Source organism: Dongia sp. (assembly GCF_041905885.1).
Taxonomy (GTDB): domain Bacteria; phylum Pseudomonadota; class Alphaproteobacteria; order Dongiales; family Dongiaceae; genus Dongia.
Map to the genome: position 1 here is coordinate 30,719 of NZ_JAYRKD010000041.1, position 17,665 is coordinate 48,383.

Sequence of the window (17,665 nt, forward strand, 5' to 3'; positions counted from 1 at the left end):
CAGGCCGGTGGACGCGCTCAATGCGATGACCAGCGACGACGGCTATCGGCTGAGCGCGGGGCTGCCTTACGGGGAAGCCGCGCGGCAGGCGCTCGACGTGTATCGACCCGATCAGCCGCGCGCGAACCCGGCGCCGGTTGTGGTCTTCTTCTACGGCGGGTACTGGAACAGCGGCGAGCGGGCAGATTACCGCTTCGTCGGACAGTTGCTCGCAGCGGAAGGCTTTGTCGTCGTCATTGCCGATTATCGGCTCTACCCGGCGGTGCGCTATCCCGCCTTCCTGGAAGACGGTGCGGCGGCCTTGCGCTGGACCCAGGATCGGATCGCCGGCTATGGCGGCGATCCGCAGCGGATCTTCCTGATGGGCCATTCCGCCGGCGCCTATAACGCGATGATGCTGGGCCTGGACCGGCGCTATGGGTCCGCGGCGGGGTTCGATGCGGGCAATCTCTGCGGCATCGTCGGCCTGGCCGGCCCTTTTGACTTCGCGTTCGACACCGATCTCCTGCGCGGCGTGTTCGCCGCGGCCCGCGACCCGGCCGAGGCCTTGCCCATCACCTATGCCGGGAATCCCGGACCCCCGGTCCTGCTGGTAACCGGCGGTGCCGACGACACGGTCGATCCGTCGAACAGCGTCCGCCTGGAACGCCGTCTCGCGGCGGCCGGTCATCCGGTCCGCCGGCAGGACTATCCCGGCCTGGACCATATCGATGTCGTGCTGCAATTCTCGAGCTTCTGGACCGCGGACAACAAGATGCGCCGCGACGTGATCGACTTCCTCGGCCGCTGCCCCGGCCGCCCCGCGCGTTAGCCGTTCAGCACCTCGCGCAGCTTGACGGCGAGGTCGGTCTTGCGGAACGGCTTGGTGATGAGCTGCACACCTTCGTCCAGCGCGCCGTTGTGCAGGATGGCGTTGCGGGTATAGCCGGACATGTAGAGCACCCTCAAGCCCGCCTGGCGCTGCTGCGCCGCGCGGGCCAAAGCCGCGCCGTTCATCCCGCGCGGCAGGACCACGTCGGTGAACAGCAGGTCAATCTTGCCGATCCGATCGAGCGCCTCGAGCGCGCTCGGCCCGTCGATCGCCGCGATGGTCTGATAGCCGAGGCTTTCCACCATGCCGAGGACCAGCTTGCGGACGTCGGGATCGTCCTCGACGACCAGGATCACCTCGCCCTTGTGCTCGGCCTCGAGCGGCGCCTCATGCGGCGCCGGCTCGGCCTCCGGCTGCTCGGCGAAGCGCGGCAGGTAGAGTCGGACCGTGGTGCCGTGGCCGGGCTCGCTGTAGACCTTGATATGGCCGCCGGACTGCTTGACGAAGCCGTAGACCATGGATAGCCCGAGCCCGCTGCCCTGGCCGATCGGCTTGGTGGTGAAGAACGGCTCGAACACATGCTCGATCACTTCCTTGCTCATGCCGGCGCCGGTGTCGGTGATCGCGATCATCACATAGGCGCCGGGCCGGACCTCGATGTTTTGGTCGGCATAGGCGGCGTCGAGTTGCGCGTTCTCGGCCTCGATCGAGAGCTTGCCGCCGCCAGGCATCGCGTCCCGCGCGTTGACCGCGAGGTTGAGCATCGCATGCTCGAGCTCGTTGGGGTCGATCCGGGTCGGCCAGAGGCCGGGCGCCATATGGGTCTTGACCTCGATGGTCTCGCCCAGCGCGCGGCGCAAGAGATCGGACATGCCGGCGATCAGCACGGCGATATCGACCGGCTTCGGCGCCAAGGGCTGCTGGCGCGAATAGGCCAACAGGCGTTTGGTCAGGCTGGCGCCGCGCTCGGAGGCGCGCAGGGCGAAGTCGATCATCTCGGCGAGAACAGGGTCGCCCTTCACCTTCTCCTGCACCAGCTCGATGTTGCCCTGGATGATGGCCAGGAGATTGTTGAAGTCATGGGCGATGCCGCCGGTCAGCTGGCCGACCGCTTCCATCTTCTGCGCCTGGCGCAGCTGCTCCTCGGCGATGTTGCGCTGGGTCACGTCCAGCACCACCGCCAGGCGCGCGTTGTGCCCCTCGATCGCGATCTCATGGGTGAAGATATCGACTGTGATCACCTCGCCGTTCTTGCGGCGGTGCCGCCAGTTGCTGCTCTGCTCATAGGCGCCGACGCCCTTCTCCAGCACCGCCATCAGCCTGGCAACCTCCTCCGGCGGGCGGATGTCGGGCAGGCGCATCTTCAGGAACTCGTCGCGGGTATAGCCGTAGTTGGTGATCGCGGCGTCGTTCACCTCGAGGAATCCCAGGCTGTCGCGGTCGTAGATCCACATCGCCAGCGGGTTGCTGAGGAAGAGGTGGCGGAACTGCTCGCGGCTCTTCAAGAGCTCGGCCTCGGTCGAGCGGCGCTGGGCGATCTCGCGCTCGAGATCGGCGGTGCGTTCCTGGACCCGGCGCTCCAGCGCCTCGGTCATGTCCTTCAAGGTCGCGGTCGCGGAACGATGCTCACCGAGTTCCTTTTGCAGCAGCAGGTTGAGGCTCTGCATCTGCTGCGGGCCCGGCAGCGCCAGGGCCTTCGGCATCAGGTCCCAGAGCATCACCGCGGTCCCGACCGAGGCGATCGCGGTCACCGCCTTGGCCAGGCCGGCCAGGCCGTAATCCGGGTTCCACAGGGTCCAGACATCGAAGAGATGCGTGGTGCCGCAGGCGACGATGAAGATGCAGAACAGCACGAAGACCCAGCGGAAGGCGATGTCGCGCCGCTTCATCACGAAATAGCCGAGCGCCAGCGGGATCGAGAAATAGGCGAGCGCGATCGCGGCGTCGGAGACCGTGTAGAGGATGAGCAGGTCCGACTGCCAGAGCAGGCATTGCCCATGCGGGGCGAATTGCTGGGTGTCGAAGAAGGCGCTGAGAAAATTCATCCGAGCCTCGCTGGCGGCTTTCGATCGGCCGGCGGGCCCGGATGTGCAGAGACCGGGGGACGCCGGAACATCGTCCCCCATAGTCTGTTCGGAGATTGATTGAAATCAAGTTACCCGGCGGAGGAGACCGCCGGGTAACTCAAGTTGGGGTTGGTCGGGGACGCGTGGAAAGGCGGCTTAGCGCTCGACCACCTTGGGACGGCCGAAGATGAAGAACAGCACGCCGAGCGCGCCGAAGAAGGACCAGGCCGGCGCCACCAGCAGCGGCGAAATGCCGACGTTCCAGATCGGGCTCCAGAGATGGTCGGTGATCAGCGACTGCACGATGTTGAGGCTGCGGGCGCTGACCGTCACCCAGAGCCGGCCCAGGGTGATGGCCCCGGCGTCGTAGCTGTTGATGACACTGAACCAGAACTCGGCGGCGCCGAACATCAGGGCCGCGGCCAGCATCACCATTCCAATGATCCGTCGTACCGTCATGGAGGGACTCCTCAGCCGAATTGCCTGCTTGAGCAGCCTACGCCGCCGGACCTCGGCTGTCACGCGGAAATGGACACTAAGTCATTGATTTATTTGGATAAAAACTGTAGAAAACTGCTTATAAACCTAACAAATGAATCGCAAACTCACCCTCTATTGGGTGGTTTGGGATGGGTTGCACTGTTCTGGAGGCTCGGTTAGGTTCCGCCCGCCCAAAATGCTGCGGTGTCGACCCGCGTCAGGTTTTGGCGCCGCGGAGAGGTGGCCGAGTGGTTGAAGGCACACGCTTGGAAAGCGTGCATAGGTGAAAGCCTATCGCGGGTTCGAATCCCGCTCTCTCCGCCACCCTACGCCCTAAAGGGCTTCGGGTGGCGCAGCCACCTGGAGACCGTAGGGCGAAGGGTGTCTCCCGAAGCCTTGGCGTAGGGAGACGGGTACCGCTTGGTCCGCTATTTTTCCCTCCCGCAGTCTCAGGCGGGATGGGGGTGACCACCGTGTGGTACGTCTACTTTCTCGAACTCAGCAACGGCGACAACCACGTCGGTTCAACCGACGATCTCAGGCGCCGCTTTGGTTCACATTCGCGCGGCGAAGTGACGTCCACCAAGGCTTATCTTCCGGTTGTCCTGAAGTCTTACGTCGCCGTTCCGAGCAAGGTCCACGCCCGGCAACTCGAGGTCTATTTCAAGTCCGGTTCCGGCAAGGCCTTCGCCAAGAAGCGCTTGCTGCGTTGAAGGTCTTATCCCGCGCTGTATTGGCGGGTCGCTTCCGGGTCGTCCGTGGCGAAGGGGAGCGACTGGAGTTCCTCCCAGAGCGCCGCAGGGATCTTCCATTCGGCCCAGGCCAGCGTCTCCTTGACCCGTTCCGGCTTGCTGACGCCGCAGATGGTCGAGGTGATGCGCGGGTCGCGCATCGAGAATTGCAAAGCCGCGGCTCCCGGCGGGACCCCGTGCTTGGCGCAGACCGCCTCCACCCGCTTCACCGGGCTTAAGACTGCGTCGCTGGCCTCCTGGTAGACATAGCGCTTGAAGGAATCCGAGCCCTTGGCGAGCACGCCGCCGGCATAAGGCGCGGCGTTGAGGACGGCGATGCCCTTGCTGGCGGCGAAGGCGATCATCGGCTCGGCGTTGCGGTTCACCAGGGTGAAGCGGTTGTGGGTGATGAGGGCGTCGAACTCGAATTCCTTCAGCAGCGGCATCATCACCTCGAGCGTGCCGGCCGCCAGACCTATGGCGTCGCAGAGCCCCTCCTCCTTCATCTTGATCAGCGCCGGGATGGCGCCGCCGGGGCCGGTGACCTCGCTGAGCGAGCGGGCATGCTCCGGGTCGTGCAGGTGGAGGAGATGCACGCGGGAAAGGTTGAGCGCCTTCAGGCTCTCTTCCAGCGAACGGCGGGCTTCGCCGGCATCGAATTTGTTGGTCTTGGGATCGCGGTCGAGCTTGGTCGAGACCACGAAGCCCTTCGGCAACCCGCCGCGCTCACGGATCACGTCGCCGATCCGTTCCTCGCTGCGGCCGAAGCCGTAGATCCGGGAGGTGTCGAGGAAGTTGACGCTGCTGTCGAAGATCGCCCGCACGGTGTCATGGGCGCGCTCGGGCGAGACCTCGTAGCCGTAGGTGTCCGGCATGCTCGAGAGCGAGGACGTGCCGAAGCAGATCTTCGAAACGTCGAGCTTCATTCGTCCCATGATGCGTCTTCCCCTGGCGAAATGTTTGCCGGAGGATAGCGCAGGGCGCGGACGGCTACCAGCGGCGCGACATGAAATGGCCGGTGGTGATCGCGATGTTGCCGCCGATCAGCGCAAGGCCGAGGATGAAGGTGCCGACGGTCGGGCCGTTGACGGCGAACATCACCACCACGATCAGGGCCACCGCGGCGTGCAGCGCGCCCCAGAACAGCAGGCGGCTGAAATCGTGCCAAAGGCGCTGGCGGTCGGCGAGCAACTGTTCGTCCGGGGTCATGCGTCCACCTCGTGCAGAGAGCCTCCAGCCTCTGCGGGGTCAACCCGGCGGTGCCGAACCTGTTCCGGGCGGTCAGAGCGCCCGGCCGACCTGCTCGAAGAATCGGAGCAGGCGGAGATCCATCGGGTCGTCGACCGGCAGGGCCTGCGAAGAGAATTTCGCGATCACCAGCTTGTCCGCAGGATCGATGTAGAGCCACTGGCCGTGGATGCCGATGCCGGTCCAGGCGCCGTGGTCGTTGCCGGTCAGGTACCATTTGCTGCGATAGCGGCCGTTCGGGAGCAGGGTCGCCATGTCGCCGCGCTGCCAGGCCGCGCGGTCGCCGTTGCTGAGGATGTCGTCGATCCAGGGCTTCGGCACGACGCCCTGGCCGCCCCGGCGCAGCAGCTCGCCGAAGCGGGCGAGATCGCGGAGCGTGGTGCAGATGCCGCCCGCCGAACGCGCCGCACCCGCCTTGTCGATGGTGACATAGGCATCATGCGCGGCGCCCATCGGCTTCCAGATGAGTTCGGAGATGAGGTCGGCATAGGGCCGGCCGGCGGCGCGCTCGATGATCCAGCCGAGCAGATCCGAGTTCGGCGAGACATAATGGAAGCGCTCGCCATGCGGCGCCTGGCCGCGCGGCAGGGTGGTCAGGAACTTGTGCAGGCCGGGCGTCTTCGCCGGATCGGCGACCGGATTCCAACCCATCGCCTCGCGGTAGCGGGCGAAGGCGCCTTCCGGATCGAGATAGCTCTCGTCGAAATCGATGCTGACCGTCATGTCGAGCACTTGCCGCACGGTGGCATCGGCATAGGCCGAGCCGGCGACCTCCGGGATGTATTGCAGGACCGGCGCATCGGGATCGAGCTTGCCCTGCCCGGCGAGGATGCCGACCAGGATCGCCGAGACCGATTTCGAGATCGAGAAGATGATATGCGGTTGGTCGGCGGTGAGGCCGTTCGCATACCATTCATAGATCAAGGTGCCGTCGCGCAAGACCAGGAAGCCGTCGGTCTCGGTCTCGCGCAAGACCTGCTCGATGGCGAGGCCGTCGGGCAGCGCGTTCGGCGCCACTAACCTTTCCGGCAGCGGGCTGGCGCGCGCGGGATCGGTCGGGATCACCGCGACCGGCACCAGCTCGGACACATGGTGGAAGGCCCAGCGGTTCCAGGGCGAGCGGCGCCAGTTGGCGAGTGTGACGGTTTCGGTGCTGTCCATGATTGCGGGTCTCAGGCGAGGTAGGGCGCGTCTTCGCGCATTTCGATGAGGGTCGGCCGGTCGGCCGCGAAGGCATCCTGCAAGGCCCGCTCGAAATCGGCAAGGCTGTTCGGCTGCTCGGTGCGGCAGCCGAAGGCCTTGCCGACGGCGATGTAGTCCGGGTTGAGCTGGTTGACGCCGATGGTCGGGATCCCGCGCGCCTTCATGCCGTCGCGGATCTGCGCCAGGCTGTCGTTGTTCCAGAGCAGGATCGCCAGCGGCAGCTTCTGTTCCACCGCGGTGGCAAGCTCCTGCATGGTGAACAGGAATCCGCCATCGCCCATCAAGGCGACGACGGGCCGCTTCGGCGCCGCCAGCTGGCCGCCGATCGCCGCCGGCAGCGCGAAACCCAGGGTGCCGTAGCCCGCCGGGAAGAACCAGGTTTTGGGATCGAAGGCGGGATAGAAGCCGTAGCCGGTATAGGCGAGCTGGGTCATGTCGGTGAAGACCATGCCGTCCCGCGGCACGGCGCGGCGCAGGGCGTCGAGCACCTTCACATGCTTCTGCTCGAGCGGCGTCAACTTGGCTCGCTCGGCGGCGCGGACTTCGGCGATTGCGTTGCCGCCTTTGAAGCCGGGACCTTTGGCTGCGATCTTGTCGAGGGCGCCGCCGATCGCGGCGAGGCTGGCTTTCGCGTCGGCGCGGATCGCAACGGCGGTGTCGTAGTCCCGCGCCAGCACCGTGGGGTCGAGATCGATGCGGATCAACTGGCCGCCGAGCGTGAGCGTGCCTTCGAGCCAGACATCGGGCTCGGCGAGCTCGGTGCCGACGGCGAGGACCAGATCGGCGGTGCCGATGAAATCCTGGGTCGGCGGGCGGTCCAAGGTCACCTCCAGCGCCAGCGGATGGTCGTCGGGAATGACGCCCTTGCCGGCAATAGTCGGGATGACCGCGGCGCCGATCTTCTCGGCGACGGCGACCAGCTCCTTCGCCGCGCCGACGCTGCCGCCGCCGGCGATGATGATCGGGCGCTTGGCTTTGGCAAGCAGGCGCGCCGCATCCTCGGCCGCCTTCGGGTCGCAGAGTGGCAGCGGGGGTGCCAAGCGCGCCTTCGCTTCTTTTCCGTCCGGCTGCTTGAAGACGTCGAGCGGGATCGAGATGTGGCAGGGGCGCGGCCGCTCGGTGGCGAAGAGCGCGAAGGCGCGGTGCACCATCTCGCGCACCTGGTCCGGATTCTGCGCGACAGCCGAGAAGGCCGTGATCGGCTCCGTGACCCGGGCCTGGTCGCGGATCTCATGCAGCATGCCGCGGCCCATGCCGAGATCCTTGGTGGCGGCGACGCTGGAGATGACCAGCATCGGCTGGGAATCGGAATAGGCCTGGCCGATCGGCGTCGCCGCGTTGGTGACGCCGGGGCCGCTGATGATCAGGCAGACGCCGGGCTTGCCGGAAACGCGGGCATAGCCGTCGGCCATGAAGCCGGCGCCCTGCTCGTGGCGTACGCCGATATGCCGGATGCCGGCGCCGTCGAGGCCGCGATAGGCTTCCAGCGTGTGCACGCCGGGCATGCCGAAGACGGTGTCGACGCCATAGGCGTTCAGCAGTTGCATGAGCGCCGCGCCGGAAGCGATCTCTTTGGTCATTGCATTCAGTCCTTCAGGGCCTGCGAGAGGCCGGTGTAGAGCGAGCCGGTTTCATCGACGACCACCATCCAGTCGGCGCCGAGTTCCTGGGCGAAGCTGCGTTCGGGCCGGGTCCAGGCCGGCATGATCCAGGGCTTGCCGGCCGCCTTCGCCGCGGCGGCGATGCGCCGGAGGTCGCGCTTGTCCTCATCGGTGTTCTTGTAGGCGCCGCGGCCGGAGCTGAGAGACAGATCGCTGGTGCCGGGGAAGCAGCCGTCGACAATCGGCAGCGCCAGGATCTTCTCGACATCGGCGCAGGCTTCCTTCGACTCGATCATCGGGAAGCACTTGGTGCGCTTGTTCTCGCTCTCGTACCAGGCCTGGTTGACGCCGCCGTATTTCGCGGTGCGGGTGCCGGCGAAGCTGCGCACGCCGAGGGGAGGATACTTCGCCGCGGCGCAGACCTCGCGGGCATGCTCGACGCCCAGGATATGCGGGATGATCACGCCGTCGACACCCATGTCGAGCGCCTGTTGGATCGGCACGACGGCGGGCCCCAGCACCTTGGCATAGACCTCGCAGCCCAAGGCCTTGATGAAAGCGATGAGGCGATCGGTGGGCTCGAGGTCGAACAGGCCATGCTCGATGTCGAGCAGGAATTTCGAATAGCCGAGATCCCGTGCGATCTCGACGAAGATGTGATTCGGCGTGGTCAGCCAGACCGCGAGCTTGCCGGGATCATCAGCCATGGCTGGCACCATCCAGCTTGTTGCGCTCGGCGATCATCTTCTCGATGTCGACCAGATCCTGCAGCTTCTTGCCCGCCTTGAGCTTCGCCAGCCAATCGCCCTCTTCCGCCTGATCGGCCAGCGCGGTCTTGGTGGCGCCGGCGACTTCATCGGGCGGCAGCACCACGATGCCGCAATCATCGGCCAGCACCGCGTCGCCCGGGTTGACCGCGACACCGCCGCAGGAGACCGGTAGATTGAAGGCGCCGCCGAGGTTCAGGAGCTTGGTGGTGATCTGCGAGACGCCGCGGGCCCAGGTCGCGACACCTTGGGCGCGGATCTCGGTGGGGTCGGTCACCATGCCGTCGATGATGATGCCGGTTGCCTGGCGCAGCTTCGCCACCGCCGCCATGAAGCCGCCCCAGCAGGCATGGCGGTCGTCGCCGGCTCGGTCCACCACCAGCACATCGCCCGGGCGCAAGCGGTCCATCGCGTGATAGAGCAGCGTCGAATCCGGACCGGGGATCGAGAGCGTCACCGCGGTGCCGGCGATGCGGCGGCCGTCGAGGATCGGCCGCAGCGCCGGCGCCATGAAGCGGTCATGCAGGTAGTGGCCGATGGTCGCGACCTCCACTTTCTGCAGCTCGGCCATGGCCGCCGCCGGCAATTGCGGTGGCATCTCCTGGATTCGGTATGACTTGAAACTCATGTCCACTCACTCGGTCAAAATGCGGATGTCGGACGTGCAGACATAGAGGCTGCAGCGGTCGCCATTCGCGATGTTGGGGATGTGCCGTCCGCTGTTCTGGATGCGGATGAAGACGGTCTCGCCGGAATCGAGCCGCACCTGGTAGCGCCGGTCGGTGCCGATATAGATCGATTCCTGCAACACGCCGTCGAGCTTCAGCAGCGGCGCCCTTGCGTTCTCATAGGGTGCGAAGGAGAGCGCCTCCGGCCGGAAGGCCAGGGTCGCATCGCTGCCGGCGGTGAGATTCGCCGGCAATGCGATTGCAGTGGCTTTGAGGAAGTTCATCTCGCCGATGAAGCCGGCGCCGAACAGGGTGGTCGGGCGTTCGTATATGCCGATCGGGTCATCGACCTGCAGCACCCGGCCCTTGTGCATCACCGCGATCCGGTCGCTCATGGTGAGCGCCTCTTCCTGGTCATGGGTCACGAAGATGAAGGTGATGCCGAGCCGGCGCTGCATATGCTTCAGCTCGACCTGCATCTCCTTGCGGAGCTTCAAATCCAGCGCACCGAACGGCTCGTCCAGCAGCAGCACCGAGGGGCGGTTGACCAGGGCGCGGGCGAGTGCCACGCGCTGCTGCTGGCCGCCGGAGAGCGCCGAGGGCTTGCGCGCGATCATATGGTCCATCTGCACCAGCTTCAGCGCCTCTTCGACGCGTTGCTGGCGCTCCGGCTTGGCGACACCCTTCACATCGAGGCCGAAGCCGACATTGTCGGCGACGTTCAAATGCGGGAAGAGCGCGTAGGATTGGAAGACGGTGTTGACCGGCCGCAGATGGGCCGGGATGCCGTTCATGCTCTGGCCGCGGATCAGGAGATCGCCCGCGGTCGGCTGCTCGAAGCCGGCGATCATACGCAGGGTCGTGGTCTTGCCGCAGCCCGAAGGCCCCAGCAAGGTGAAGAACTCGCCATTGCCGATGGCGAGGTTGATGTCGGAGACGGCATTGATCTCCGCCGAGGCGCCGGCGGTGCCGAAGCTCTTGGAGACGTTGCGCAGCTCGACGGCGGTATCGCTCATAGCAGGATCAATCCGGAAAAGCGGCGGGGCGCGCTTGATCCGCGCCCCGCCGTCAGGCCTTGGGAATCGCTTACTGGGTGGCCTTCACCTTGGTCCAGCCGTCCTGGTAGTGCTTCATCGCATCGCCGAGATCGAGGATGAAATCGGCCTTGGCCAGCTTGTCGTCCGGCGGGAAGACCGCGGTGTTCTTGGCGAGCTCCGGCGGCAGCAGTTCCTTCGACTTATCGACGGCGCTCGCCACCTTGGTGAGCGTCGTGACCTTGGCCGCGACTTCCGGCTTCAGGATGTAGTCCAGGAATTTGTAGGCGGCGTCGGTGTTCTTGGCGCCTTTCGGGATCGAGAAGCCGTCCACCCACATCGTGCCGCCCTCGTCGGGCAGCACGTAATGGACTTTCGGATTCTGCTCGATCGCCTGCAGCACGTTGCCGCTCCAAGCCTCGACGATACAGGCCTCGCCCGAGGAGACCAGGTCGGCGAAATTGGTGCTGTTATAGCCGGCGAGCAGCGGCTTCTGGTCGATCAAGGTCTGGGTCGCCTTGGCGACTTCGTCGGGATTGGTGGTGTTGGCCTTGAAGCCGTTCACCTGCAGGCCGGCGATATAGGCGGCCAGCATGTTGTCCAGCATGTAGATCCGGCCCTTGTACTGCTCATCCCAGAGCGACTTCCAGGAGGTGATCGGCTCCTTCACGCAATCGGAATTGTAGGCAAATCCAGTGGTGCCCCAGATGAAGGGGATGCTGACCTTGTTGCCGGGATCGAAGGAGATCTCCTGGAAGACCTTGCTGAGGTTGCCGCGGTTCGGGATCTTCGAATGATCGAGCGGCTCGACCAGGCCCTTCTTCTCCAGGATCTGCACCGCGTATTGCGAGGGCTCGATCAGGTCATAGCCGGAGGCGCCGGCTTCGAGCTTGGCGATCAGCGATTCGTTGGAATCGAAGGTGTCGAGCGTCACCTTGATCCCGGTTTCCTTGGAGAAGTCGTCGAGGATCGCCTGCGGGACCTCATCGGCCCAGGCGTAGATATGCAGCTCTTGCGGCCCCTTGGATTGCATGAAGAGATAGCCGCCGATCGCCACCACGGCGACGACGACGATCCCGATCAAGGTCTTCTTGTTCATGGTCCACCCTTTCTCCGTAAACGAAAGCCCCTAGACGTTACTTCTTGACGATGAGCGACAGGTGCCGCCCCATCACGATCACCACGACGAAGACGTTGAGCAGCACCATCAGCGCGCCCAAGGCGTTGATCTCCGGCGTGATGCCGAGCTTCAGCATCGAGTAGATCCGCAAGGGGAGCGGCGTGGTCCCGACCCCCGAAGTGAAGGTCGACATCACGAAATTGTCGAAGGACAAGGTCGCCGCCAGCAGGAAAGCGGTGACGATCGGCGGCAGCAGCAGCGGGAAGGTCACCCGCCAGAAGGCCTGCCATTCGTCGGCGCCGAGATCGGCAGCCGCCTCTTCCAGCCGCTTGTCGAGCGAGGCCGCGGCGGCGCGCACGATCAAGGTCGCAAAGGGCACCGAGATCAGCACATGGCTGACGATCATGGTGAAGTAGCCGAGTGTCACGTTCATCGCCACCATGAAGACCAGCAGCGCCACCGCCAGGACGATCTCCGGCAGCACCATCGGCGCCAGCAGCAGGGTCGCCAGCGCGTCGCGGCCCGGGAAGCGGCGGCGCACGATGGCGAGCGCGGTCAAGGCCCCGATCGCCGTGCTGACCAGAGCCGAGACGAAGGCGATCACCAGGCTGACCTGCAAAGCCTGCCGGAGGCCGCGGTCCTGGAACACCTCGCCATACCAGTCGAGGGTGAAGCCGCTCCAAACCACGGTCGAGCGCGAGGCGTTGAAGGAATAGATCACCAGCACCACGATCGGCACGAACAGGAAGAGATAGGCGAGCAGGGTCACCGCGGGCGAGATGCGCCCGAGCAGATTATGCTCGACCCAGATCCGGGTCCTCTGTTTCGGCGTGAGAATGGCGTCGGTCATGCGCGCGCGGCCTCCACTCGGCGGAGCGCGCGCATGTAGATGAGGATACCGAGCGAGGAGAAGATCAGCAGCAGGACCGAGACCGCCGAGCCCAGGGGCATGTTGCGGAAGTCCAGGAACAGCTGGACGATGAGATTTCCGACGATGATGCTCTTGCCGCCGCCGAGCAGCACCGGGATGGCGAAGACGCCCATCGAGGGCACGAAGACGAAGAGGCAGGCCGCCATCACGCCGGGCAGCGAGAGCGGCAGGGTGACACGCCGGAAGTTCTGGAACGGGCCGGCGCCGAGGTCGCGGCCGGCTTCCAGCAGCGCGCGGTCGATCGGCTGCAGTGCGGCGTAGATCGGAAACACCGCCGAGGGCAGGAAGGCATAGACCAGCCCGACCAGCACCGCGCCATAGGTGCCGAGCATCCGCGCCGGCTCATCGAGGATGGTCGCGGTGAGGCCGGCGTTGATGAAGCCGTTGCGGCCCAGCAGCACGACCCAGGCGGAGATCCGGATCAGGAAATCGATCCAGAACGGAATCAGCATCAGGATCAGCAGGACCGGCGCCCAGCGGCCGGCGCGGAAGGCGATGAAATAGGCGATCGGATAGGCGACCGCCACGCAGAGGATGGTGTTCCAGAAGGCTAGCTTCACCGAGTTCCAGAAGATCGGAACATAGAGCGGCTGGAACAGCTCGCGATAGGAATCGAGGGTGAAGCCCGGCACGATCCCGCCATAGGCATCGCGGCCGGCGAAGCTGTAGCCGATCACGATGAGCATCGGCACGAACAGGAAGACGGCGATCAGCACGGTGGATGGCGCCAGCATCAGCAGGGTGACGATGAAGCCCCGTCGGTTTCCTATGGGCCGGTTCGCCATCGCGCTCAGGCCTCGACCGACTGTCTTGGCACGATCCCGATCATCACCATCGGATCGAACTCGAGATGCCGGCGCATCGCGCGCTCGGCGCGATCGGGATCACCCGACGCAATGGCGTCGAACACCGCGACGAAGTTCGCGATCTCGTCCTTCACCAGGGTGATCGGGATCTTCGAGAGATAGAGCGTGCGGACCGAGAGGCCGTAGAAGCGCGTCAGGTTCGCGGCGAGATAGCGATTCCCGGAAGCCGCGGCGATCAGCCCATGGAAGCGCTCGTCGATCGCGAGATTCCAGGCGGGATCGCGGTTGTCCGCCGCGATTCCGGCGCGGGCTTCATCAAGCAAGGCGCGCTGCGCCGCCAAAGCCTCCGGCGTCGCGCGCTCGGCGGCCAGCCTTGCGGCCTGGATCTCCATGGCGAGGCGCGCCTCGAAGATCTGGAACATCTCGGCGGCGGAGATGGTGGTGACGAAATAGCCGCGCCGCGGCACGACCTCGATCAGGTCTTCATGCGCAAGACGCTGCAACGCCTCGCGCAGCGGCGTGCGGCCGACCCCGAGGCGCTCCATCTCGGCCGCCTCCTCGATCAGCGCCCCGGGCTTGAGCGCACCGTGGATCACCAATTCCCGGAGCCGCTCGTAAGCCGTGTCGCTCTGCCGTGTTCCCGGTTTCGTCAATTTAACGTATTGATCTTACAGTGATATATTTTAAGTATGTCATAGATATATGGGGGAGCGCAAGCGGCTCCCGTGGTCAACCGAAAGATGCCGGCGCCTATTCTTCCGGTTCGGTGATGAATTGCAGCGGGTAGCCCTTGGACTGGGCCATGTCGGTGGCGCGGGTCGCCTTGGTCTCGGCGATGTCCTTGGTGAAGACCGCGACCACGCAAAGGCCCTTGGTATGCGCGGTGACCATGACCGCATGGGCCTGGCCCTCGGTCATGCGGAACTCGGCTTTCAGCACGCGCACCACGAATTCCCGCGGCGTGTAGTCGTCGTTCAGCAGGATGACCTTGTAAAGCCGCGGCCTCTCGACCTTGAGCTCGGGCTTGATGACCGGTTTGACGGTGATGTCGGGCATTGGGACGACCTTCCGGGAACTCCTGTGACGCCGTTCCCCCAGATCTCGTTCGCATAGCCTAGTTCCGTTGCAGGGCAATGTCACCTGTGCCGGCCGTCACAGTCCTGACGGCGCTTGTCACAGCGGGCGGGCGGGCGCCGTCTTTCAGGGCGGAACACGGACCCAAACCAACCCCTGAGGAGACCCGAGATGAAAGCCCGCCTGAACGCCTATACCGCCGCGCCCGAGACCATGAAGGCCGTCGCCGCGATCGAGCCGATCATCGCCGCCAGCGGCCTGGAGCATTCCCTGATCGAACCGGTGAAGACCCGCGCCTCGCAGATCAACGGTTGCGCCTATTGCATCCACATGCACACCAAGGACGCCCGGGCCCATGGCGAGACCGAGGAGCGGCTCTACCTGCTCGATGCCTGGCGGGAATCGCCGCTCTACAGCGAGCGCGAGCGCGCCGCCTTGGCCTGGACCGAGGCCCTGACCCTGATCAGCGAGACCCATGCGCCGGACGACGTCTATGAAGAGGTCCGCAAGCATTTCAGCGAGACCGAAACCGCGAACCTCACCACCCTGATCGGCGTGATCAATACCTGGAACCGGATCGCGATCGGCTTCCGCTACCTGCACCCGGTCAAGGCGAAGGCCGCTTGAGGAGAAGCAACATGAAGCGGAAAGTCCACACGATTGCCGCGCTGGCGCTCGGCGCGGCGGCGTTGTTCGCCGGCTTCAGTGCCGGTGCGCATGCCGATGCGAATGTGCAGCAGGTCTTCTCCAAACTGCTGCCCAACGTGCCAGGCAAGGCGATGAGCGCGGTGGTGGTGAACTACGCGCCCGGCGGCAAGTCCGGCGCGCATCACCATGCCGGCAGCGTCTTCGCCTATGTGCTTTCGGGCGCGATCCGCTCGCAGGTTTCCGGCGAGGGCGAAGCCAAGGTCTATAAGGCCGGCGAGTTTTTCTTCGAGCCGCCGGGATCAAGCCACCTGGTGAGCGAGAATGCCAGCGCCACCGAACCGGCGTCGCTGATCGCGATCTTCGTCGCCGATGACGGCGCCGCGCTTACCGAACCGGGCGCAGCGAAGTAGTCAGGTGCGGGTCGCGAATTTCACGACGCCGCGGTCGTTGTCGGCCTCGCCGTCGAAGATGGTGAAATAGCCGTTCATCAGCGGCAGGCCGAGGATCGCGAAGCCCGGCTCGCCTTGCGTCAAGGCGAGCTGGGCGAGGCCGGGTTTCGGCGCATGCACCTGCCAGTAATCCCGCGGGCGGACTTTCAGGACCACATCTGTGCGGTCGAGGCCCTGCAGGATGAAGGTGAGGTCCGGCCAGTTTCGCAAGTTGAGCGCCTCCATCGGCACGCAAGGCTTCTTGCGGCCGAGCGCCGCCTGCATCAGGCGCTGCTGGTCCGGCTTGAAGCGCGAGATCACGGCTTTCAGCAGCAAGGGGCCGAGATCGATCGAGGTGGTGCCGCTGTCCACGATCGAGTTCGAGGGATAGCCGTGCGGCGGCTGCTGATGCGCGCTGAGCGGCGGCGTGTCGCCGACGATGATGGCTTTGAGATTGGTGTTGTACCACTGCTCGGCCAGCACCTTCGCGGCCTGGAATTTCCCGGTGTAGAACTCGCGGCATTGCGCGCCGCCACCCAGCACCATCCAGCCCTGGTTCAGCGGATCTTCGGCCGGGTTCCTGGTTCCCTGATGGATGCAGGAGCGCAAGGTGTAGAAGGCGAAGATGTCGGAGACAACCTTCAGCTGGTCGAGATGCCGCAGATAGGGCGTGATCTGCGTGTAGCGGCCGGCGCGGATCCGGGTGCTGCTGTAGGGGTTGGCCGTGGTGTCCTTCGGCATCTCCCAGGCTTCGTCGAGCGGCGCATAGGCGAGGCCGAGGATGCCGTCGGTGAGACCGAACATGCCCCGGGTCTGCTCGGCGGCGAGGGCGACGTTGATGTTCTCCGCCGTGATCCGCTTGCCGCTCCGGCCGACCGCGACCGTGGTCTTGATGACCCCGCCCGACCAATGCGCGCCGTCGGAATAGCTCATGTACTGCGCGAAGCGGGTGGTGCGGTCGCCGGCCGCGAGGTCGGGTTGGTACTTGCGCCCATCGAGGGCGAAGACCGCGCTGCCGCTGTCCAGCAGCACGTTCATCGGCTGCTGCCGCGGCCCCACCAGGATGCTGCCGGTATAGGCGCCGTCGGCATGGACGTTGGTGATCGGGATCCGCGCGACCCGACCCATGGGCTATGCTAGCCGCGCCCCACAAACGGCATCTTGGTCGCCATCACGGTCATGGTCAGCACGTTGGCCTCGAGCGGCAGGCTCGCCATGTGGAGGACCGAGCTCGTCACATGTGCCACGTCGAAGGTCGGCTCGGTCTTGACCGAAAGGTCGGCCTGCAGCACGCCCTTGGTCATCGCCTGCGCCATCGGGGTGAGCGTGTTGCCGATATCGATCTGGCCGCAGGCGATGTTGTATTTCCGCCCGTCCAGCGCCGTCGATTTGGTGAGACCATGCACGGCGTGCTTCGACGCCGTGTAGGGCGCGGAGTTCGGCCGCGGCGCGGTCGCCGAGATCGAGCCGTTGTTGATGATGCGGCCGCCCTGCGGGTTCTGGTCCTTCATGATCTTGAAGGCTTCCTGGGTGCAGTAGAAGACGCCGCTGATGTTGGTATCGACCACAGCCTTCCACTGTTCCGCGGTCAGCTCCTCGAGATTGATCGCCGGGGCGATGGTGCCGGCATTGTTGAAGAGCACGTCCAGCCGGCCGAAGGTCGCCTTCACCTTCGCGAAGAGGGCCGCCACCGACTTCGGGTCGGTGACGTCGGCCGGGATGGCGATCGCCGGCTTGCCGGCCTCCGCCACCACCTCGTTCAGCGGCTCCACGCGGCGGCCGGTGACGGCGAGGCGATAGCCCGCCTTGGCGAATGCGAGGGCGACCGCGCGGCCGATGCCGCTGCCTGCGCCGGTGACGAGGACCACTTTTCCGTCATTGCTCATCTTTGTCTCTCTGTTCGATTTTTCTGGGTCGTCATCCCAAGGCTCGGCCTTGGGATCCATATGTGGACGGCCCCCGTGTTGCAAGATAGGGCGGCTTTGAATCGGATCGATTGCGTCCATATGTCCGGCCTGTTTGGTGCGGTCGCGATTGACCGCTGGCCGA

20 protein-coding genes and 1 tRNA gene are annotated in these 17,665 nt (G+C 65.3%); 5 read left to right on the plus strand and 16 right to left on the minus strand.

The features are described from left to right. Positions 1 to 25: 25 nt before the first annotated feature. A complete protein-coding gene (locus ACH2CY_RS26625; RefSeq protein ID WP_395022972.1) occupies positions 26 to 811 on the plus strand; it encodes an alpha/beta hydrolase in 786 nt (261 codons plus the stop codon). Here the strand turns inward: ACH2CY_RS26625 and ACH2CY_RS26630 are convergent. Then, positions 808 to 2,856 (minus strand): ATP-binding protein, encoded by a 2,049-nt coding sequence (locus ACH2CY_RS26630; RefSeq protein ID WP_395022973.1) that lies wholly within the window; start codon positions 2,854 to 2,856, stop codon positions 808 to 810. The genes ACH2CY_RS26625 and ACH2CY_RS26630 overlap by 4 nt on opposite strands. 177 nt (positions 2,857 to 3,033) lie before the next feature. After that, positions 3,034 to 3,336: a hypothetical protein gene (locus ACH2CY_RS26635; RefSeq protein WP_395022975.1), complete on the minus strand. Its 303-nt coding sequence runs from the start codon at positions 3,334 to 3,336 to the stop codon at positions 3,034 to 3,036. 255 nt (positions 3,337 to 3,591) lie between these two features. Between ACH2CY_RS26635 and ACH2CY_RS26640 the strand changes: the two genes are divergently transcribed. Both ACH2CY_RS26640 and ACH2CY_RS26645 read left to right on the plus strand, forming a co-directional pair. Continuing rightward, positions 3,592 to 3,681: transfer RNA gene (locus ACH2CY_RS26640), tRNA-Ser, on the plus strand. A gap of 140 nt (positions 3,682 to 3,821) precedes the next feature. Continuing rightward, positions 3,822 to 4,070, plus strand: a complete 249-nt coding sequence (locus tag ACH2CY_RS26645) for a GIY-YIG nuclease family protein (RefSeq protein ID WP_395022976.1) — start codon at positions 3,822 to 3,824, stop codon at positions 4,068 to 4,070. A 5-nt stretch (positions 4,071 to 4,075) separates the two neighbouring features. On the opposite strand, the gene ACH2CY_RS26650 is transcribed toward ACH2CY_RS26645, so the two are convergent. From ACH2CY_RS26650 to clpS, 12 genes are all read right to left on the minus strand, one after another. Continuing rightward, entirely contained in the window at positions 4,076 to 5,023 is a 948-nt protein-coding gene (locus ACH2CY_RS26650) for an aldo/keto reductase (protein WP_395022977.1), read from the minus strand. 55 nt (positions 5,024 to 5,078) lie between these two features. After that, the gene (locus tag ACH2CY_RS26655) at positions 5,079 to 5,297 is read right to left on the minus strand and encodes a hypothetical protein (RefSeq protein WP_395022978.1); all 219 of its coding nucleotides are present in this window, start codon (positions 5,295 to 5,297) and stop codon (positions 5,079 to 5,081) included. Between the two features lie 72 nt (positions 5,298 to 5,369). After that, positions 5,370 to 6,497, minus strand: a complete 1,128-nt coding sequence (locus ACH2CY_RS26660) for a serine hydrolase domain-containing protein (RefSeq protein ID WP_395022979.1) — start codon at positions 6,495 to 6,497, stop codon at positions 5,370 to 5,372. 11 nt (positions 6,498 to 6,508) lie between these two features. After that, positions 6,509 to 8,119, minus strand: coding sequence for a 5-guanidino-2-oxopentanoate decarboxylase (locus ACH2CY_RS26665; protein WP_395022981.1), 1,611 nt, complete (start codon positions 8,117 to 8,119; stop codon positions 6,509 to 6,511). Positions 8,120 to 8,124: 5 nt separating this feature from the next. Then, positions 8,125 to 8,847: an HpcH/HpaI aldolase/citrate lyase family protein gene (locus ACH2CY_RS26670; protein WP_395022982.1), complete on the minus strand. Its 723-nt coding sequence runs from the start codon at positions 8,845 to 8,847 to the stop codon at positions 8,125 to 8,127. Next, on the minus strand, positions 8,840 to 9,535 hold the full coding sequence (locus ACH2CY_RS26675) for an RraA family protein (protein ID WP_395022983.1): 696 nt from the start codon (positions 9,533 to 9,535) through the stop codon (positions 8,840 to 8,842). Before ACH2CY_RS26675 ends, ACH2CY_RS26670 begins: the two co-directional genes overlap by 8 nt. A 6-nt stretch (positions 9,536 to 9,541) precedes the next feature. Next, positions 9,542 to 10,591: an ABC transporter ATP-binding protein gene (locus ACH2CY_RS26680; RefSeq protein ID WP_395022984.1), complete on the minus strand. Its 1,050-nt coding sequence runs from the start codon at positions 10,589 to 10,591 to the stop codon at positions 9,542 to 9,544. A gap of 70 nt (positions 10,592 to 10,661) precedes the next feature. After that, positions 10,662 to 11,708, minus strand: coding sequence for a PotD/PotF family extracellular solute-binding protein (locus ACH2CY_RS26685; RefSeq protein WP_395022985.1), 1,047 nt, complete (start codon positions 11,706 to 11,708; stop codon positions 10,662 to 10,664). Positions 11,709 to 11,745: 37 nt separating this feature from the next. Next, positions 11,746 to 12,579, minus strand: a complete 834-nt coding sequence (locus tag ACH2CY_RS26690; RefSeq protein ID WP_395022987.1) for an ABC transporter permease — start codon at positions 12,577 to 12,579, stop codon at positions 11,746 to 11,748. Further along, on the minus strand, positions 12,576 to 13,445 hold the full coding sequence (locus ACH2CY_RS26695) for an ABC transporter permease (protein ID WP_395022988.1): 870 nt from the start codon (positions 13,443 to 13,445) through the stop codon (positions 12,576 to 12,578). Before ACH2CY_RS26695 ends, ACH2CY_RS26690 begins: the two co-directional genes overlap by 4 nt. A 5-nt stretch (positions 13,446 to 13,450) precedes the next feature. Continuing rightward, the gene (locus ACH2CY_RS26700) at positions 13,451 to 14,119 is read right to left on the minus strand and encodes a GntR family transcriptional regulator (RefSeq protein ID WP_395022989.1); all 669 of its coding nucleotides are present in this window, start codon (positions 14,117 to 14,119) and stop codon (positions 13,451 to 13,453) included. A gap of 97 nt (positions 14,120 to 14,216) precedes the next feature. Next, the gene (gene clpS / locus ACH2CY_RS26705; RefSeq protein ID WP_395022990.1) at positions 14,217 to 14,522 is read right to left on the minus strand and encodes an ATP-dependent Clp protease adapter ClpS; all 306 of its coding nucleotides are present in this window, start codon (positions 14,520 to 14,522) and stop codon (positions 14,217 to 14,219) included. A 189-nt stretch (positions 14,523 to 14,711) separates the two neighbouring features. Between clpS and ACH2CY_RS26710 the strand changes: the two genes are divergently transcribed. Next, entirely contained in the window at positions 14,712 to 15,167 is a 456-nt protein-coding gene (locus tag ACH2CY_RS26710) for a carboxymuconolactone decarboxylase family protein (RefSeq protein WP_395022991.1), read from the plus strand. Positions 15,168 to 15,178: 11 nt separating this feature from the next. Continuing rightward, complete coding sequence (locus tag ACH2CY_RS26715; protein WP_395022992.1) at positions 15,179 to 15,598, plus strand: cupin domain-containing protein; 420 nt, start codon at positions 15,179 to 15,181, stop codon at positions 15,596 to 15,598. Here the strand turns inward: ACH2CY_RS26715 and ACH2CY_RS26720 are convergent, their stop codons facing one another. Continuing rightward, the gene (locus tag ACH2CY_RS26720; protein WP_395022993.1) at positions 15,599 to 16,744 is read right to left on the minus strand and encodes a pepsin-like aspartic protease; all 1,146 of its coding nucleotides are present in this window, start codon (positions 16,742 to 16,744) and stop codon (positions 15,599 to 15,601) included. 8 nt (positions 16,745 to 16,752) lie between these two features. Beyond that, entirely contained in the window at positions 16,753 to 17,502 is a 750-nt protein-coding gene (locus ACH2CY_RS26725; RefSeq protein ID WP_395022995.1) for an SDR family oxidoreductase, read from the minus strand. Between the last annotated feature and the right edge of the window lie 163 nt (positions 17,503 to 17,665).

Bases quoted from the DNA above. Each gene is read 5' to 3' on its own strand.
- ACH2CY_RS26650 (WP_395022977.1), bottom strand. From the start codon at position 5,023: ATGGGACGAATGAAGCTCGACGTTTCGAAGATCTGCTTCGGCACGTCC.
- ACH2CY_RS26680 (WP_395022984.1), bottom strand. From the start codon at position 10,591: ATGAGCGATACCGCCGTCGAGCTGCGCAACGTCTCCAAGAGCTTCGGC.
- ACH2CY_RS26685 (WP_395022985.1), bottom strand. From the start codon at position 11,708: ATGAACAAGAAGACCTTGATCGGGATCGTCGTCGTCGCCGTGGTGGCG.
- ACH2CY_RS26690 (WP_395022987.1), bottom strand. From the start codon at position 12,579: ATGACCGACGCCATTCTCACGCCGAAACAGAGGACCCGGATCTGGGTC.
- ACH2CY_RS26665 (WP_395022981.1), bottom strand. From the start codon at position 8,119: ATGACCAAAGAGATCGCTTCCGGCGCGGCGCTCATGCAACTGCTGAAC.
- ACH2CY_RS26635 (WP_395022975.1), bottom strand. From the start codon at position 3,336: ATGACGGTACGACGGATCATTGGAATGGTGATGCTGGCCGCGGCCCTG.
- ACH2CY_RS26715 (WP_395022992.1), top strand. From the start codon at position 15,179: ATGAAGCGGAAAGTCCACACGATTGCCGCGCTGGCGCTCGGCGCGGCG.
- ACH2CY_RS26670 (WP_395022982.1), bottom strand. From the start codon at position 8,847: ATGGCTGATGATCCCGGCAAGCTCGCGGTCTGGCTGACCACGCCGAAT.
- ACH2CY_RS26625 (WP_395022972.1), top strand. From the start codon at position 26: ATGACCAGCGACGACGGCTATCGGCTGAGCGCGGGGCTGCCTTACGGG.
- ACH2CY_RS26710 (WP_395022991.1), top strand. From the start codon at position 14,712: ATGAAAGCCCGCCTGAACGCCTATACCGCCGCGCCCGAGACCATGAAG.
- ACH2CY_RS26695 (WP_395022988.1), bottom strand. From the start codon at position 13,445: ATGGCGAACCGGCCCATAGGAAACCGACGGGGCTTCATCGTCACCCTG.
- ACH2CY_RS26725 (WP_395022995.1), bottom strand. From the start codon at position 17,502: ATGAGCAATGACGGAAAAGTGGTCCTCGTCACCGGCGCAGGCAGCGGC.
- clpS (WP_395022990.1), bottom strand. From the start codon at position 14,522: ATGCCCGACATCACCGTCAAACCGGTCATCAAGCCCGAGCTCAAGGTC.
- ACH2CY_RS26720 (WP_395022993.1), bottom strand. From the start codon at position 16,744: ATGGGTCGGGTCGCGCGGATCCCGATCACCAACGTCCATGCCGACGGC.
- ACH2CY_RS26660 (WP_395022979.1), bottom strand. From the start codon at position 6,497: ATGGACAGCACCGAAACCGTCACACTCGCCAACTGGCGCCGCTCGCCC.
- ACH2CY_RS26655 (WP_395022978.1), bottom strand. From the start codon at position 5,297: ATGACCCCGGACGAACAGTTGCTCGCCGACCGCCAGCGCCTTTGGCAC.
- ACH2CY_RS26675 (WP_395022983.1), bottom strand. From the start codon at position 9,535: ATGAGTTTCAAGTCATACCGAATCCAGGAGATGCCACCGCAATTGCCG.
- ACH2CY_RS26630 (WP_395022973.1), bottom strand. From the start codon at position 2,856: ATGAATTTTCTCAGCGCCTTCTTCGACACCCAGCAATTCGCCCCGCAT.